This window comes from Chlorobium phaeovibrioides, from assembly GCF_003968655.1.
GTDB lineage: Bacteria > Bacteroidota > Chlorobiia > Chlorobiales > Chlorobiaceae > Chlorobium > Chlorobium phaeovibrioides.
On the sequence record NZ_RXYK01000010.1, the window covers coordinates 1 to 18494 of the forward strand.

The window sequence follows — 18494 nt, forward strand, 5'->3', positions numbered from 1 at the left end:
GGTACGGTGAGCAGTGGGTTTACCGAGATTGATGGTGTCGATACTGCGACAAATGCTGTTGCATTCGGAACTACCGGCACAGCGGAAATCGCCGATCTCGACCTTGCGAGTGACGGCATTGCCAACCTGACCATAACATTCGCCAACAGCACGATCAGGGATGGTGCTGCTGAACAGCTGCTCGTTGGGGGCTCGACAATAACGCTGAATACTACAGCTTCTGCGTCAAACCTGACGACAGCCATTTCCAGTATTACCTGGTCGGTGGCCGTAACGCAGACCGGGACGGCAGCTAACGATACTACGAGCGTTGTCTTCACGAATTCGGCTTCCGGCGGTGAGGCGACCACGGCCCAGGCCGAGGCGCTGCTGGATGCGATCAAATACAACAACACCTCCGACACGCCGACTGCTGGAGCCCGTACATTTCAGGTGACGGTTTCAGATGGTACGGCCACCTCGAGCGTTGCGACCAAGTCCATAACGGTCGTTCCCGAGAACGATACGCCGGTCATCGACCTGAACGGCGCTTCGACCGGTGTCGATGATTCGGTGGGTTACACGGAGATCAATGGCGCCGATACGACGGCCAACGACATCAAGCTCGGTGTTTCGGGTACGGCCGTCGTGACCGACCTGGACGGTGACTCGCTGGCCAACCTGACGGTGAGCTTCCTGAACAGCGACATCAAGGACGGCTCAAGCGAGGAGTTCGTGCTGGGTGGCCTGCATATAGGCCTCGTCAGCAACTATACGACCAACTACTTGCTTGGTGGGGTCTCCAAGTACACCATCACAACTACTGTCGGGGCCACGGAAACGACCGTGGTTTTCACCGATGCAGAGAGTGCTACACTGACGAAAGCAGAGGCAGAGGCACTGCTTGACCTTGTCCAGTACAACAACACGTCGGACGCTCCGACAGATGGTGGCCGCAATTTCAACATAACGGTCTCCGACGGCACGGACGTCTCCAGCGTTGCTACGAAGACCATCACGGTGGTTCACGAAAACGACACTCCGGTGGTAAGCCTCAGTGCTGCCACTGCGACCTATACCGAGATCAATGGCGCCGATACGACTTCGAATGATGTTTCGCTCGGAACAGCCGGCCAGACCGAAATCAGCGATCTGGACAGCGCGAACCTGAGCAGTTTGACGGTATCGTTTGCCAACAGCACGATTGAGGACGCTGCTGCCGAGCAGTTCCTGGTTGGTGGTTCGACGATTGCGCTCAACACTACTGGCACCACCACATTGGCCTCCACGGTTGGCGGGGTGTCCTATACCGTCTCGATTACAAGCGATGGCGCGAATACATCATTTGTCTTTACCAAAGACGGCACCAACACGGTGGTGACGAAGGCAGAGGCAGAGGCACTGCTGGACGCCATCAAGTACAACAACACGCTGGACAGCCCGACTGCAGGTGTGCGTGTCTTCAATGTGACGGTCTCTGACGGCACCGAGTCATCCACCGCCGTGACGAAAACGATCACGGTTGTTCCGACAAACGACACGCCGTCGGTAAGCCTGTATACTGCATCGGGGACATTTACCGAAACTGATGGAGCAGATGTTGCCGGCAATGATGTCGCCTTTGGTACGACGAACCAAACCGAAATCAGCGATCTGGATCTGGCCATCGACGGTATTGCCAACCTTACGGTAACATTCGCCAATACCACAATCAAGGATGGCGCAAGCGAGCAGTTTACGGTTGGCGGTTCGGTGATTGAGCTCAATGCGTCAGATACGCTGTCAAGTACCATTGATAGTGTCAGCTACGATGTTACGGTGACAAGGGGGGCGGCGACTACGACGGTCGTCTTTACCCAGGATGACGGTGGCGAGGTGACGACAGCCAATGCAGAGGCGCTGCTGGATGCGCTGAAGTACAATAATGCCTCTGACAGCCCGACGGAGGGCGACCGTCTGTTCAATGTGACGGTTTCAGACGGTTCGGCCGTCTCAGCCGTTTCAACCCAGACGGTCAGCGTCTCGGCGGTGAACGATACGCCTACCATTACCGTCAACTCAAGCACCAGCCCGGCATTTATTGAGGTGGAGGGTGCTGATACTGCAGCCAAAAAGGTCACGATCAGCCCTGGTGTGACGATTGCCGATCTTGATGATGCCATCATTTCTGCGTCAGTCAGGATCACCAATCCGTTCGACGGAGACATCCTCGGCTTTACCGATACGAGCTCAGGGAAGATAACCGGGACTTACAGCAGCACCACGGGGACTCTTTCGCTTGTTGCGGCGGCAGGCCAGACTCCCTCGACGGCTGATTTCCATGCGGCTTTGCAGTCGGTTTATTTCAACAACTCATCCGATACCCCGAATACGACGGCGAGGACGGTCGAGTGTACCATTACGGACGGTGACGCCTTCTCCCTGGTAGCAACTGAGACGGTGACGGTTACATCTACTAACGACATCCCTGTCGTTACCACTTCGGCCATCAATATCTGGTCAGGTACCACTACCCAGACCTCCACGCTTTCCTATTCCGATCTCGATCCGAGTGCTTCACAGACCTGGACGGTTGTCAGCGGGCCCGGTGCGGCGTTTGCAACTACGCCTGATGCGACGAACGGCAAGATCACCTTCACGGTGGCCAATGTGGTTGATGGTGGGAATATTACGGTCAAGGTGACCGACACTGGTTCGGAAGGTGCTGCAACCAGTGTCAACAAGCTGGTAGCGGTCAATGTTTACGATTATGCGCTGTTCGATACCGACGGCACAACCCAGCTTGCGGCCTATGCAACGTTTGCTGATGCTACTGCTGCAGGTACGGCAGGACAGGTCGTTAAAATAGCTACCGACAACACGGTTTCCACCTTCGTGCTTCCGGACAGTTCGGTTAGCCTGGATGTCGACGCTTCACTCGAGACTGCTGCAGTCAGCATTACCGGCAATGATGGCGATAATACCCTCACCGGCACTTCTCTGAACGATACACTGTCGGGCGGTGATGGTGACGACAGCCTGGTTGCCGGCAGTGGCAACGACACCCTGAGCGGTGGTGCCGGTGCCGATACGCTTGATGCCGGCCTCGGCAATGATGTGCTTGCCGGTGGGACTGGTGCGGACAGCCTGCTTGGTGGCGATGGAGATGATGTGTTCGCATACAGCGCATTCTCGGATGCAACTTCCAGCGCAATTGATGAGGTGACGGGTGACTCCATCAGCGGCGGAGATGGGTCCGATACAATTATGGTCAAGACGAGTGGCTCGTATGATTTCACCGACATAGCTTCAGCATCAGGCATCGAAAAACTCGTTATTGATGCGGGAACTGCCACGCCGACAGTCATCATCGACAACAAGCTTGTCGGTGCCGGTGAGGTGCTCAATGTCTCTTCTGCCAGCGCCGACGGTACGGAAAACATCATTCTCCACGCCACGAGCCTTACACAGGGGACAATCAACATCACGGGTTACGAGTTCGGGGACCATTCCGAGTTCAATGGCGGTACGGGCATTGATACAATCACATACTACGGCTCCGTTTCTGATTACTCGTTCTCTGGATCTCCGGACACCTATGTTAAAATCGTTTCCGACACCTATGGAGTAGATCATACGCTTCGTGGCATCGAAGTCATCAATTTTGTCACCGAGGCCGCTCCCTCGACGGTCACCATGTCGGCTCGTCTTATCGGTGCAGGCGGATACGCAGCGCTTAGTGATGCCATTGCGGTTGCATCGACGGGTGATCTCATCATGATGGCTGCTCCCGTTGCGGTCAACTACGCTGAATCGAAGGTCATTGCCGACAAGGACCTCTGGCTGAATGTGCCGATCACGACCCTTAAGGATACCGGGACAAACCTCAGCAGCGTTTCCACCATCAACGCCATAGGTACCTCGAATACCGCGGTGCTGGACATGACGGCATCCGGTTATACGGGTGACCAGTACGGCTACCCCAACTACACCACCATCGAAGTATCCGATAGCGGTACTGCTTACATGGACGCTTCGGTATTGGGCGGCCGGGCCTTTACGCTGACGGGCGATTTCCGGGTTACGGGCACCTACCTTGAAGTTCTCAATCTTGATCCGGCGACGGCCAGAAGCATTGATGTTCTCACCATTCAGGACAGTTCGGCTAATCTGGCCGCGCTCACGCCCACACAGATTGCCACACTGAAGAGTACCTATGGGGTTGACGCGTTTGTCGGTAATGGTGATATCTCACTGACCGCTGATCAGATTGCGGCATTCTCGACCAGTTCCAGCGTGACCCTGCTCAATCCAAACGGCGACGTCACCCAGATCGGGTCGAATTCGACTGCGTATGGTGATACTCTGGACGCGTTCAGTTCAACCGAGACGGGCTATGCGCTTGCAACGAATGTGGAGAAGAGCGTTACTCTCGCTGATGCTAATACTTCCAATTCGACTACCTACATCATCAGTGGCCAGATCATTGACGGCCTTGCAGGAAATGACAGGATTTCAGGTACCTCGGTTGCGACTTCGTCCGATGCCCTCGTTACCGATTATCTGATAGGCGGAGAGGGTCATGACTACCTGATCGGTGGCGGTACCGATCTCTTGCAGGGTGATGCAGGCGATGATATCTACATCGTTACCGGGGCAAACGATTTCGTCCTTGAGGATCCGGGCGAAGGCACTGACGAAGTTCGTACTTCACTCGGTACCTACAAGCTTACCGATGATGTCGACATACTCCGCTATACCGGAACGACGGTGGACGCCGGCTTTACGGGAACCGGCAACGACATCGGAAACCGCATTTATGGCGGGGCATATAACGATACCCTGACCGGTGGCGCAGGCGACGATGTGCTCTGGGGTGGAGCAGGAGCCGATACCCTCAGTGGTGGCGACGGCAACGATACAATCATCATCGGCACTGACAGGATAGCTGTTGCTTACTATAACGGTGCATATACGACAACCGCTTCGGCGAATACTGATCCGGTCGATGATTACGCCGGCGACAGTGTCGACGGTGGCGCAGGTATCGATACCCTGCAGTTCCAGGGGACGGCAAATAACCAGAACCTGATCATCAGCAGCACGACCACTGGTATCGAAGTCTTCAAGGTCGTCAATATTCCGGGATACACTTCCTATGCGCTTGATCTTGATGCGAGCGCACTGAGCGACGACAGTGATAATTTCGCTGTTACCCTTTCGCTTGATACTTCGGTAGTCAGTAGCGGCTGGGTCAGCGGTGTCTCCACTATTGCCGACAGCAGTGGCGATCTCGTGATTGACGGCGCTGAAGTCATCGGCAACGCTGCGGCCAATACCCTGAAAGGTTCCGCATACTCGGATGTCATTCTTGGCGGCGAGGGTGCCGACGGACTGTATGGACAGGGCGGCAACGACTACATCTTCGGTGAGGGCGGCAACGACCAGATCTTCGGCGGAGCTGGAGATGATGTGATCGTCGGTGGCACCGGAGACGACCGTGCGTTCGGCGACCTCGGCAGCGACATCTTCATCGGAGGGGCCGGGAATGATTATTTCTCGGGAAGCAAGGCGTCCGAGTATGTCGATAGTTCTGATGTTGATAACGGCGTCGACATGGCGGTGGTTGCGGCTGATGCCAAAATCTACCTCTCGGGTGACGCGCGTTTCGAGGCCACGGCTTCAGTCACGGTCACCAGCACTGCAGACGGTACCGACACCTATGAAGATGTCGAGGTTGTCAGCAAAGGCGGTGCCGTTACTGTCAGTTCCCGTGCGGTCATGGTTTCAGGTGGCACTGCTGTCGATTTGGCAATGGATTTCCGACTGATTGCCAGCACGGGAGAGCTGCTCAGCACATACAGCTCGTTCGATGCTGCTCTTGCTGCAGCTACTAACACCGGCCTGACCATTGCTGTTGCAGACGGCGCTACTGTGAAACTTGACGGCTCGGGCGAAGGTCTCGTCAGCGGCCTCACCATCATCGGCTCCGGAACGGACGATGCGGCGACCTTCACCGGTGCACTCACCATCGCCGAGGCCAACGTCACGCTCCAGGGCGTGCGGTTCGAGACGGCCGGCGCCGTGGCTGCGGTGACGGTCAGCGCAACCGGCGCAACAATCGCGGATGTGAGTTTCACCGGTACGGATGCGGCCGCCAGCTCGGTTGGTGTGGCTGTCGGTGCCGCAATTGGCGTCTCAATCACGGGCAGTGATTTCACCAACCTTGACACTGCCATTGCGCTTGCCGACGCCTATGGAGCGACTGCGGTGATTACCGGCAATACCATTGCATCGTCTACGGTTGGCATCGATATCAATGGTCTCGCTGCCGCGGCAGATGTCACGGTCACGAATAACAGTTTCGACAGCAACGATACCGCCCTCCTTCTCGATAAGGAGGGCGCCGATTACAATGCCGCTGCGTCACTGGCGGTAGAGTACAACCGTTTCGATGTTCCTGTCGATCATGTTGGTGTGGACGCCGACGGGGTGTCCTTCAGCGGTGCTCTCCAGACAGAACTTCTGGCCACCCTCCCCTTGAATACCTATGTTCTGGCTCAAACGGATACTGCTGGTCATACTGCTGGTCATACTGACGGCGAAGCCATCACCAATGACGGCAACGCTGCCATGGAGAGTGCCAGCAACTATGTTGTGGATGGCACTACAGCCACTGATGATACGGTTGTGTTCCAGCAGGACGATTACGGCCTGACTCTGGACATGACCAGCGGGTCCACCCTTGCCCTTGACCTTGACAGTGACGGCACCTTTACTACCTATGTTGTCGGAGAACTTGGTGAGGGGACCGTATACATTTCAACGGCAATCGAGAACATCACCGGTACAGCACAGGGGGACTCCATTACTGGAAGCGCAGATGCGAATGTACTCTCCGGTCTTGAAGGGATGGATGTCCTGAGCGGCGGAGCGGGCAACGATACCATCTACGGTGGCGCCGATGACGATCTCATCTATGGCGGTGACGGAAACGACATTCTCTATTCCGGTTCCGCCACCCTTAAGGACAGCGTACAGGGTGTTGGTGACGATGTTCTCTATGGCGGTGCAGGTGACGATACCTACAATGTCGGCGAGGTCGCCGACCAGAACTATTTTGTAGGCGGTGATGGGGAGGATACTGCGGTCTTCACCAGGACCATCGGTTCCTACTACATCAACCGCGCAGACCTGCGCTTCCTGACGGATGTCAACCTGACTTCGGGGACGGAAGATGCCATCTGGGGGGTACTCAACAACGACGAGAGTTCTCTTAGTGCTACTGGCAGTGAAACGGCGGTTGATGTCGATTTCGCTTCCGACCAGCCGATCTTCCAGGTTGAATATGTCGTCAACGGGGTGACGATCCAGACGGATTATGTGCAGGCCGAAAACCTTAAATTTACTGATGTTACCCTGATATGGGGGACGCTGGAGGAGCTTGAATCCGATCTGGCGATCTCCGGCCTTGCCGTTGCGGTCGATCCGGATGCGGACTTCCGTACCGAACTCTTCGTTACCTCCAGCGATCCTGATGTCGCATTCGTCTATAACGGCGGTGGTTCGCCCGATGAACTGAACACGCCGAACTATGTGCTTGGCAGCCTGAACGCCGATACGATCATCGGTGGTGATGGTGCCGATGTCGTCTTCGGCCTCTCCGGCAACGACGAGATCACGGGCGGTCTGGGTGTCGATACGCTTGATGGCGGCATCGGTGAGGACAACTACTACATCACACCGCAAATCTACAATGCGGAAACAGGGTATTGGATTGGTGACGAGTTCCAGGCTGGCGACATCATCGCCGATACGGGTGACGGTGATGCCGGCATAGACCAGCTCGACGAAGTCCATATCATCGATGGAGGTTATGTCCACTTCGACTATGGAACCCTCACAGGAGTCGACGAGGTCCTTTACGACAGCTACATCGCCACCGACAACGGGGTGACCTCCTCGGACAGCAACCAGGTGTATGTCACAAGCGAGCAGTTCGACGGTGTCGACTACTTCCGCTCGGGCTCGGCTGTGTACGATTACCTGGAGATCGAGTTCTCCCAAAACGACACCACCCTTACGGCTACGAATGTCGTCGGTGTTGAAGCGGTGGTTCTCGATACCTTGACCGACGGTTCAGCAGAAAACAGGATTGATGCGGCTGGCATCACCACTGATGCCATTGTCTATGTCCGCGGCGGCCAGTCCGATACCGATTCGGACTCCATCAGGGTCGACAATCTGGTTGCCGATATCCGTGCCGACGGTTACACTACCGTTACGGGACACTCTACAACCGGCATCTATTATGGTGACCTTGACATCAACCTGCGCTCCGGTGCTGGAGAGGTCAGGATCTGGACGGGTGCGGATGACACCACCGTCACAACCCGTACCGGCAGTTTAGCCTATGTCGATGCTGACAAGCTTACCCTTGGCGACCTCTATCTGGACGGAGTCGGCAATGTGACGGTCGTCAATGCCGGAAGCATAACGGTTGACGCTTCGAAGGATCTGGCGTTTGACGACCCTGACACCCTCAACCCGCTTACCGGTACGTTGAGTGTAACGACCAAAAATTACGCGGATATTGATATCCTGACCGGTACGAACACCACGACCGTAACCAGTTATTATGGCCATGTCGATGTCGATGCTACCGAGCTTCTCGATGACAAGGTTGCCGGCCAGTACAACCTTATCCTGAAGGGTTCGTCTTCGGTCACCGTGACCGAACTGCAGGGCGATGTGAATGCCTCGCTGAGTTCCGGGGCGATGGACATCACCACGGCAACCACCCTTGAGGCTGGCCATGACGGCAATGTCGATATCATCACGGGTACCCATGATACCAAAATCACGGGAACGACCGACGGCCTTTCGGTCACTGTCAATGCCGACCTGCTCTCAAGTGATGCAGTGCACTCCGATGTCCTGACCCTCGACGGGCAGGCCGACTTCGATGTCGATCATATCGCTTCGGGAGTTACCGTCGATGCTGACGGTGATGGATCGGGCGCAGCCCTGCAGGGCACGCTCGTCATCGACACCGATGCCGCTGCCAAGGATGTCCTGGTTCTTACCGGTGTGGCGGCTACGACGATCAACACGCAGTCGTCTCTCGGCGGGACTGTTACTGTCGAAGCCGACAAGCTGGCTGACGACATCACGCTTGCGCTCAACGGAGCTGCGGCAATTACGGTGAACGATCTGGTCGGTGATATCGATGCCGACGGCAACGGTACCACCACAGGCATGACCGCCGGTGACCTGATCGTCAAGACCGCCGACAACAGCGGCGGCTCGCTTGCCATTCATACCGGCGACACCTCGCTGTACCTCAATACGGCTGCCGACACGGATACAAAGGATGCGGTCACGGTCGACGCAGACATGATGGCCCGCGACACCGACATGTACATCGGCGGTGCTTCGAATGTCACCATTACAGGCCTTATTACCGATCTCTACGCCTCGAGCGCCGCGACGGACTATGCGACCCTGAGCGGGTCCCTCACCGTGACGACCGGTGCGTTGACCAATGGCGGCGGAACCGGCGGGGCAGTCCAGTTCGTGCTCGGTTCGGGTGTAACGACCGTCTTTGCCAATGAGTCCGGAACCGATGCTACGACGACGGACCTCGTTATCGATGCTACGGCGCTCACCGCCAACACTCTGACGCTGCGGGGTACCGCCGAGATTGAAGTCGATCATGTGAGCACCAATGTCGATGCAGGCGGCGATGCCGGGAGCTCACTGTCGCCGTTGAGCGGAATGCTGGATATCGATGCGGAGGCAGGATCGCATACATTCACGGTTACGACCGGTACCGGGCGTACCGCAGTCACGGCGGCAACCGGCAACACAATCACCATCGCTGCGGCGCTGCTTGATGATATCAATGCAGTGGTGTCCGGCGTAAAGGCCGATGCGGAGCTGGTCCTCGACGGTACCGGTACGGTGACGGTCGACGATCTCAACGGTGACCTGAATGCCGAAGATTTCAGCGGGGCTACGGGCACTTCCCTGACGGTCAATGTCTCCGACCTGTCTGGAACCGGAGACGGTGCGGACAGCCTTGCCGCCCTTGAAATCGTGACAGGCTCAACCGATACCAACATTACCGGTAACGACCTTTACGACGATGTCGATACGCTTGATATCCGGGTTGATGGTTCCGCTCTGGCCGGTCAAACCGGTGAACGCCTGAAACTCAGCGGTACGGCCGAGTATGTTGTTGAGAACAATACGGACAATCAGAAGCTGACCCTCGATGTATACGATCTTCTCGACAACAATGAAGTGACCCTCCAGGGTGTCGGTGACTTCGAACTCACAGGCACCAGCGCCGATGTGGATGCCAGCGATCTTACTGGCGACATTACCGTCCGGACGAAAAACACTGATCCTGATGCTGCCGACGACATCATTGTCACATCCGGATCGGGCATCACGACCGTGGACGCTGTGGAATCTGTCGACAAGATCACCCTGAACGCGGCACTGATTCATGACGACCATCTGGATGCGGAACGCACCATAGAGACAGAAAAAACCGAAGTCAATGTTCTTGGCGCAGGTACCGTCGTTGTCACTAACCTCAAGGCTGACCTTGATGCTTCAAGCTTTACGGGTACTCTGGATGTGACCCGTACTGCTGTCGGTGTTGATGCGTCGGACAACCCCTACATCGATGATGTCGACATCACGGTCGGCGTCAAGGGCGCTTCAATTGACGCGGGTGAAATCCGCAACAATACGACCTATGTCGATGCGCACCTGATGGCTGACACCGGCCTGCTTACGCTGGAAGGTGCAGACGCCACCTCGTTCCTTGTTGACCTTGTCAACGAAGGCGCAAAAATCGATGCCAGGGGCCTCGACGGTGCGCTTGATGTCTACACCCTCGACGGTGTTGGCAAGACTTCGGTTGTCGAGGTCCTGACCGGTACGGCTGAGACTACGATTACTTCGAATGCCGGCGAGGTCGATGTCGATGCGACTGCACTGGACGATGAGACCCTCTATCTCATCGGCAGTTCGGAATACGAGGTCACCCATCTGGGGTACAATCTCTTTGCAGAGAACTCCACGGGCGCCATTGCTGTGACGACGGATGCCATCAGCGGGTATTCTTTCACTTCACCCTTCCTGACGATCACGACCGGCACGGGCAACATGACGGTCAACGGCGATGACAGCGATGACAGCGATACTGGTATTCTGGACATCACCGTCAAAGCCGACAAGATTGCCGACGCGAGCACGACTGAAGTCGATCTCTATCTGACGGGAGATGCCGAATACCTCATCACCAGCAATACCACAACGGTTGACGGTTCATACAGCGAGGTCACCATCGATGCGAGTGATCTCGGCGATACCGGCGGCCTTACGCTTTCGGGTGAGGGCAACTTCCGTCTGGTCAATACGACCCAGGATGTGCTTGCGCCGACCCTCGAGGGCAAGCTGACGGTCGAGACTGAAGGCCCGGTTGATGGCACGGCAGTCGCCAATATCATCACCGTAACGGCAGGATCGGGTCAGCTTGGTGTCAAGGCCACTGATTCGATTGACAAGATCACGGTCGAGGCGGCGAACCTGGTTGATGATACGAACACATATTCTCCCGCTACATACAATCCCGGGACATGGGAGCTGACGGCTGAGGGGGCCGGTACGGTTGTTGTCAATGGCCTGGCTGCCGACCTTGATGCTCACACTCTGGGCGGTGAGCTGACCGTCAGTCTGGGCGATGTGACCCCGGCAGATGTTGATATCTGGCTGAATAATGGCGACTCAACCATCAATACCGACAGCTCGGGCGTCACCCTCAATGCCTCCCAGCTTGGTACGGACGATGTCGTTACCCTTACCGAGGCTGGTGCAGTCTACCTGTTCAATGCCGATGCTGGCATGAAGGTCGATGCCAAAACGGTTGTTTCCGGTCAGGAAACAAGCTACAGCGGCCTCCTGACCGTTGCTACGGCGGCACTCTCTACCGGGGAGAAGGTCTTTGTCGATACCGGTTCCAATGATACCAAGATCATCGGCAGCGGAGGTGGGGTCGATGTGGATGCAACGGTTCTGGCCGATAACAACGATCTCATCATCCAGGGTTCGTCCGTGGTGACGGTGACCGGTCTGCAGGCCGATGTCAAGGCCGGCGCTACGAGCGGCAGCATCAGCACCGGAGCCATCGACATCACGACCGTTTCAAACGCCAATCTCAGCGTGGAGAGCGGTACGGGAGATATCGCAATCACGAGCGCAAGCGGCGTGGTGACTGTTGATGCAGCCTCCATGAGCCGCAGCGTGAAAGACGCAGATGCGGACATCACCGTGGACGGAAGTGCCAAATTCACCCTCAGCAGCGTCGGGACGAATGTGCTTGTCGATGCTGCGCAGCTCAGCACCGCAAATCATAGCACCGACGACGGCAAACTGACTGTCACTACCAAAGACGGGGCGACCGGAGTTGTCATCACCACCGGCAATGCCCAGACGACGGTCAATACCGGAAGCTCTACTGCCGGCAGGGTTGAGGTTCAGGCGGACACAATGGATAACGATATTGTTCTTGACCTGAACGGTTCGTCGCAGGTGAATGTGTTCGATGTCATCGGAGACATTGACGCTTCCGGTCTGAGCAATACGCTCTATGTCAAGACAGCTGACAACGAGGACGCTGTCGGAAGCAGCAGCCTTGAGGATGTGAAAGTAACCCTCGGCAACGCGAGCGCGGGCATCGTTGGCGTTGGCAGTGACGACCGCATCGATGTTGTTGCAAATGCCATGACCACCGACGGCAGGGTATTGAGCCTGGCCGGTGCGTCGGATGTCTATGTGACAGGCCTGTTAGAGAATCTGGATGCCAACGGAAGCAGCGTCAACGGCTACAGCATGGCAGCCCTGACGGGAGATCTGTTCGTCACGACCGGAGAATTGACGAGCGACAGTCAGTTGACGATGTACACTGGTAGCGGCAACACCTTCATCAATGCAGACAAGGTCGATACCGACACCAATGACCTGGAGGACCTGACTGTAGATGCCGGCGCCATGAGTTCTGGTGTCGCTGAAGCGACGCTGACCCTGACCGGCGATGCCGATATCTATGTCTACGGCGCAAGCCGCGATATCCTGGCCACGACATACAGCGGAGACTCTTCGGTCGATACCCAGCTGACGGGTTCCCTGTGGGTACGTGCGAATAGTTCGAGCAACTTCGATATCGTGACGGGTACGCACAAAACGACCGTCACCATGGACTCCGCTTCCTCGACGGTGCATGTCGATGCCATGGCCCTTGTCGAGGACGCTACACTGTCAAGTTCCTATGAGGAACTGAACATCACGGGTTCGGCCACGAGCTCAACGGCCTATGTGACCAACCTCGTTGCCGATGTCAAGGCTGACCTGTTCTACGGCACGCTTGATGTGATTACAGCGGAAAATGCTTCGATTGCAGTGATTGCCGGTAACCGTAACAACTTTATCAGCGCCAACGGAGCTGATGCAGCCGTGATGGTCAATGCCGGGGCCATTGATGCCAACTACAACCTCTATGCCCGCGGGGCGGGAGACTTCTCTGTTACGAGTGTCGGAAACAGCGTCGTCATCGATGCCGACGGCTCAAGTACCTATGCCGATAAGCTGACCGGATCCCTGGATGTGACCACTGCCAGTGGTGCGACCAATGTTGCAGTATACACGGGTACTTATACGACAACGGTCGAGGGTAACCTGGGCAGCATTGCGGTCAATGCAAAGGAACTGCTTGATCGGGCAAGCACCTATGAGATGTTCCTCGAGGGCAGTTCCGCCATGACGGTTACCAACCTGATAGCTGACGTGAACGCCACTGCATCGTCAGGAACGGTGAGTATTACAACCGGTGACGCCGTTGACAACGGCATCAGCATCCTGACCGGTTCCGGGGCGATGAGCGTTACCGACAGTGCCGCCAGTGATACGGTGAGCATTGATGCAACAAAGCTGAATGATAATACCCTGCTTACCCTGTCCGGTGATGCCAAGTTTACGGTGTCTTCCCTCAAGGGCGATGCGGTGGTCAATAGCGGTACCGGCCTCTTTACGGCAACGCTGGCTGACGCCCTGGATGTCACCATCGATACTGACCGTACCACGACAGTGAATGCGGCAGCTCTTGCTGCCGGTCATACGCTGGAGCTGACCGGTTCGGGCAATGTGACCCTCAGCGGCCTGATTGCGAACCTTGATGCCAATGGCGTCAGCGACTGGAACAGCGGATCGGAGCTGACCGGCACCCTGGACATTACCACCTCGGTAAGGCCGACCGACGGAGCGGTGACCAGCGGCGGCGTGACCGGCGACGGTACGGATCCGGCACTGACCATCTGGACCGGCAGCAACTCGACGACGGTAACGGGCTATGATGCTACCGCCAACGAGTCCTCCATTCTTGACATTGTCGTTGATGCGACAAAACTTGCCGATACAAACACCAGCACGGTTCTTTATCTCGGCGGTGATGCGGAGTACAAACTGGTCAACTCTGATACGACCTACTCGACGAGCCATAAGGAAGTGCAGGTCAACCTCGCCAATGCTGCTGGTTCCGGCAAGGTCATCCTTACCGGCACCGGTGCCTACAACCTGATTGAGACCTCGACCGATATTGATGCGGGTTTTGCCGAGGGACCGCTGACAGTCACCACCAGAGTTGCGAGCGTTGACGACATCATCGTCACGGCCGGCACCAACATCCTCACCGTTGATGCGGTGAACGCCGGCGATACGGTGGCAATCGTGGCTGCGAACCTCACCGACGACATGGATGACAATGATCGCACTGGAGAGGTTAGCACGGATCTGGATAGTGACAGCGTTGATACATTCGAGCTGACCACAAAGGGTGCGGGTGATATTACCGTCAGCGACCTGTCTGCCGATCTTGATGCGTCGCTTCTTTCCGGTGACCTCTATGTTTCGCTGAAGACGTTCTCGAGCTTTGATACTGTTGACGATGTCGACATCAAGCTCAACTCCGGTGATGCAACCATCAACACCCGAAGGCTCCAGTCGCGTGATGTTACCCTTGATGCGGATGCTATGGCTGAGGGTGATACCATCACCCTTGCAGGTGGCGGCAATATTGTTGCATACAAAGTTGATGCAGGCGTCACGGTCGATGCGAAAACCGGCGTCGTGGTCGGTGTGACGCAGGTTAACTCTACGGGTATCCTTGAAATCTATACCGATGTTCTGTCAACCGGTGAACAGGTCCAGGTGCTGACGGGTGAAGGTCCCACGACCATCGTGAGCACAGGTTCTGCGGCAGATTCGAAGATCACCGTCGATGCTGATTTCCTCAAGCAGGCAACGACTGGCGATTACCTGGAAAAAGACCTTATCCTGAACGGTTCGACTGCATTCTGGGTGACGGCCCTCGGCGCCAGTGTGTACGCGACTGCAGCTTCGGCTTTGGTCAACATTACGATGGAGGAGACCGATTCGGTTGCCGATACCCTCTGGGTGACGACCGGTACGGCCAACACCGTCATTACGGGCCTCGATGCCCTCGACACCATCCAGGTCGATGCCGCGGCGTCGGGTTCGGGCGACATCATCACCGTCGACGGATCCTCGGATGTCATCATATCCAATGTTTCTTCTTCAATGGATATCGATGCCAACGGCGATGCAAGCGATGCCGGCAGCACCGCGCTCACTGGTGAGTTGACTGTGTCGCTTACCTCAACCGCTGATTCCGTCGATATCTGGACCGGCACGAAGAACACCACCGTCCATACCGACACTTTGAATGCGGGCCATGGTGTATCTATTGTCGCTGCCGCTCTCGAAGACAACCAGCAGTTGACTCTGGACGGTGCCGCCAATGTGGTGGTGACGGGCCTGGACGGCAACATCACAGCAACCAGCCTGACCGGCAGCCTGACGGTGACGACAGCCGGTGCGGCAGATGGCCAGATCTCTATCGCTTTGGGTTCCGGGACGACCACGGTGACTGCCGATGCCCTCGATACGGTGACGATCGATGCGACCCAGCAGGACGGCAATGCTGCAGCCAGCACCGACGGAGCAGACATTATTACACTCAACGGCAACGGGGCCTTTGTGGTCAACAACCTGAAAGCCGACATCGATGCTGCGGCTGACGGGGATGCAACTGCGGGAGAAGTGTCGTTGACGGTCGATCTCCTCACTCCGGAGGACAACGCCATCACAATCGATACCGACAGGACAACGCTCGTCAAGGCCGGGGCTCTGGATGGAACCAATGATGTCCTGACCCTGAAGGGTGATGGCGACATCACTGTGGGTATCTACAACGAGTCGACCGGCGCTACGACTGAAGGACTTGGAGTGATTACACTCAATGCTGCGGAGACCACTGGATCCATCGAAGTCTACACTTCAGCGATTGCCGGTGCAACTTCGGGGACTACTCAGCACCTGACGGCAACAACCGGTTCAGGTGACTTCCTCATCTACGGTGATGACAGTACGAATGTAACATATGTGAGTGGTACAGTTGAAACCCGCGACATTCAGATTGATTCGTCTCTGATGACATCGGAAGACCGTCTGACTCTCGGCGGAGATGCCGAGTTCTACCTGACGGGTGTCGCCGCAATCGTCCAGGCATCTGAGGACGGCATCTGGACAGGGCACACCGACGACGGGTCTGTTGATGTGGCCAACATGCCGCTTGATTCGGCATCTATTTCTCCCGATACAGCTGATGGACTTGGGCTGAATGGTATCGATGCCAACCTCACATCACTTGCAACAGGCGACATCTACATCACAGGTACCGATGCCGCCAATACATTCCTGCTTGGTGGTGGCGATGACACCATCTATGGCTACGGTGGAGATGACTACCTCCGCGGTGGCGATGGTGATGATATCATTTACGCCGGTATGGGTGACGACTCCATCTATGGCGGTGACGGCGATGACTTCCTCGTCGGCGGTTCCGGAAGGGACGGCAGCGACTTCATCAGCGGTGGCGACGGTGTCGATACGGCCTGCTTCTATTATTCAACCTATGACACAGCCGCAGCTCGCTATGTTCTCTATCTGGACAGTGACGGCAACATGCTGTCGAGCAATCTGGATATCATCGGTCAGGACGGGTTGGATACCAGTAATGATGCATCAGAAATAGCAGAGACATTCTACTACTCGTTCGACCGTACGACCAGCGGCACCCTGAATCAGGTTGAGGTCATCGTCAACCTCGAGTCTGCGACTGAGACCATCACCGACAGGGTGCTGAGCGACGTCGAAAACCTGCGGTTCTGCAACATTTCAACCGGAAGCAGCGCGGACCTCGATCCGGACGACTTTGTAGGTAAGGTCATCAACGTCAACACCGGTGAGAAGTTCTCTACCATTCAGGCAGCAATCGATGATTCCGACACCCTCGATAATGATGTGATCCTCGCCAAGAGCGCTGTTTACAACGAGGAGGCATTCGTCAGCAAGAACCTGACATTCTTCCTGCAGGATGGTGCCAGCGGTGTGACATTGACCCTTGCCAACGATTATCTCGATCATACCGAGTATGAACTGGCCATAAAGGTCATGAGTGAAGAGGATATCACAATCAACGGCAACGGTGGCGACAACACAATCACCATTCTTGATTACAGTGATCTGGCCAGCTGGACGCAATCAGATGAAGGAACCAACAGTGTGCTGCACATGATCGATACCAGTGAGGATGGATCCGCTGATACCGAGGCCTTCGAGCTGATTGGCGGGTGGTCAACCGCCGTCACCTCGGTTCGTGGCGATGGGGAGGAGATCTTCGGTTACCTTAGCGAATTCGATAACGCCAGCTATACCATCAACGGTCTTGACGGCGATGATGTCATCCGCATCAGTGAAACCTCCACCAAGATTCACTATCTCTATGGCGGATCGGGAGACGACTTCCTCTCTGCCGGCCAGGGTACCGAGTGGCTTGACGGTGGATCGGGCAATGATATCCTTGTTTCGCTCGGCGGTGATGACCGCATGCTCGGAGGCAGCGGTGATGACCTGATTGTGCTGGCGACCTACAACGATGGTGTTACAGGCAGCGTACTTGATCCAAGTGGCGATGGCCGAACCCTTATCCTCCTTGGTGGCGGCGATGACCAGATTGTTGCGGCCGTTCTGGACCCCGATTACGGTATCGACATCGATGCATGGGTTCTTGACTTTGCCCGTGGCGATGATCGGATCAACCTTGAGAACCTGGTCGACAGCAAGGGTGGAACAGTCGATCTCTATGACATCATCAAAGATATCTCTGGATCTGAAATCGGCCTTGATAACTATACGGCCACATACGACGACGGGGATGCAGTGCATACCGATGATGTGAATGTCAATGTGGAGGGTTCCATCTATCTGCTCGGCATCAATACTGCGCGCCTTACTTCTACAGATTTCGTCTACGATAGTGACGCTGCGTGGCTTGATCAGTTCCATGACCTCATCGGTCTGCAGGCGGTTTCGTAGTCCAGTGCTGC

1 protein-coding gene is annotated in these 18494 nt (G+C 56.2%); it reads left to right on the forward strand.

Annotation, left to right across the window (positions count from 1 at the left end; all coding sequences use genetic code 11):
- Positions 1–6 precede the first annotated feature (6 nt).
- On the forward strand, positions 7–18483 hold the full coding sequence (locus EKD02_RS07040; protein WP_280525324.1) for a hypothetical protein: 18477 nt from the start codon (positions 7–9) through the stop codon (positions 18481–18483).
- Positions 18484–18494 lie beyond the last annotated feature (11 nt).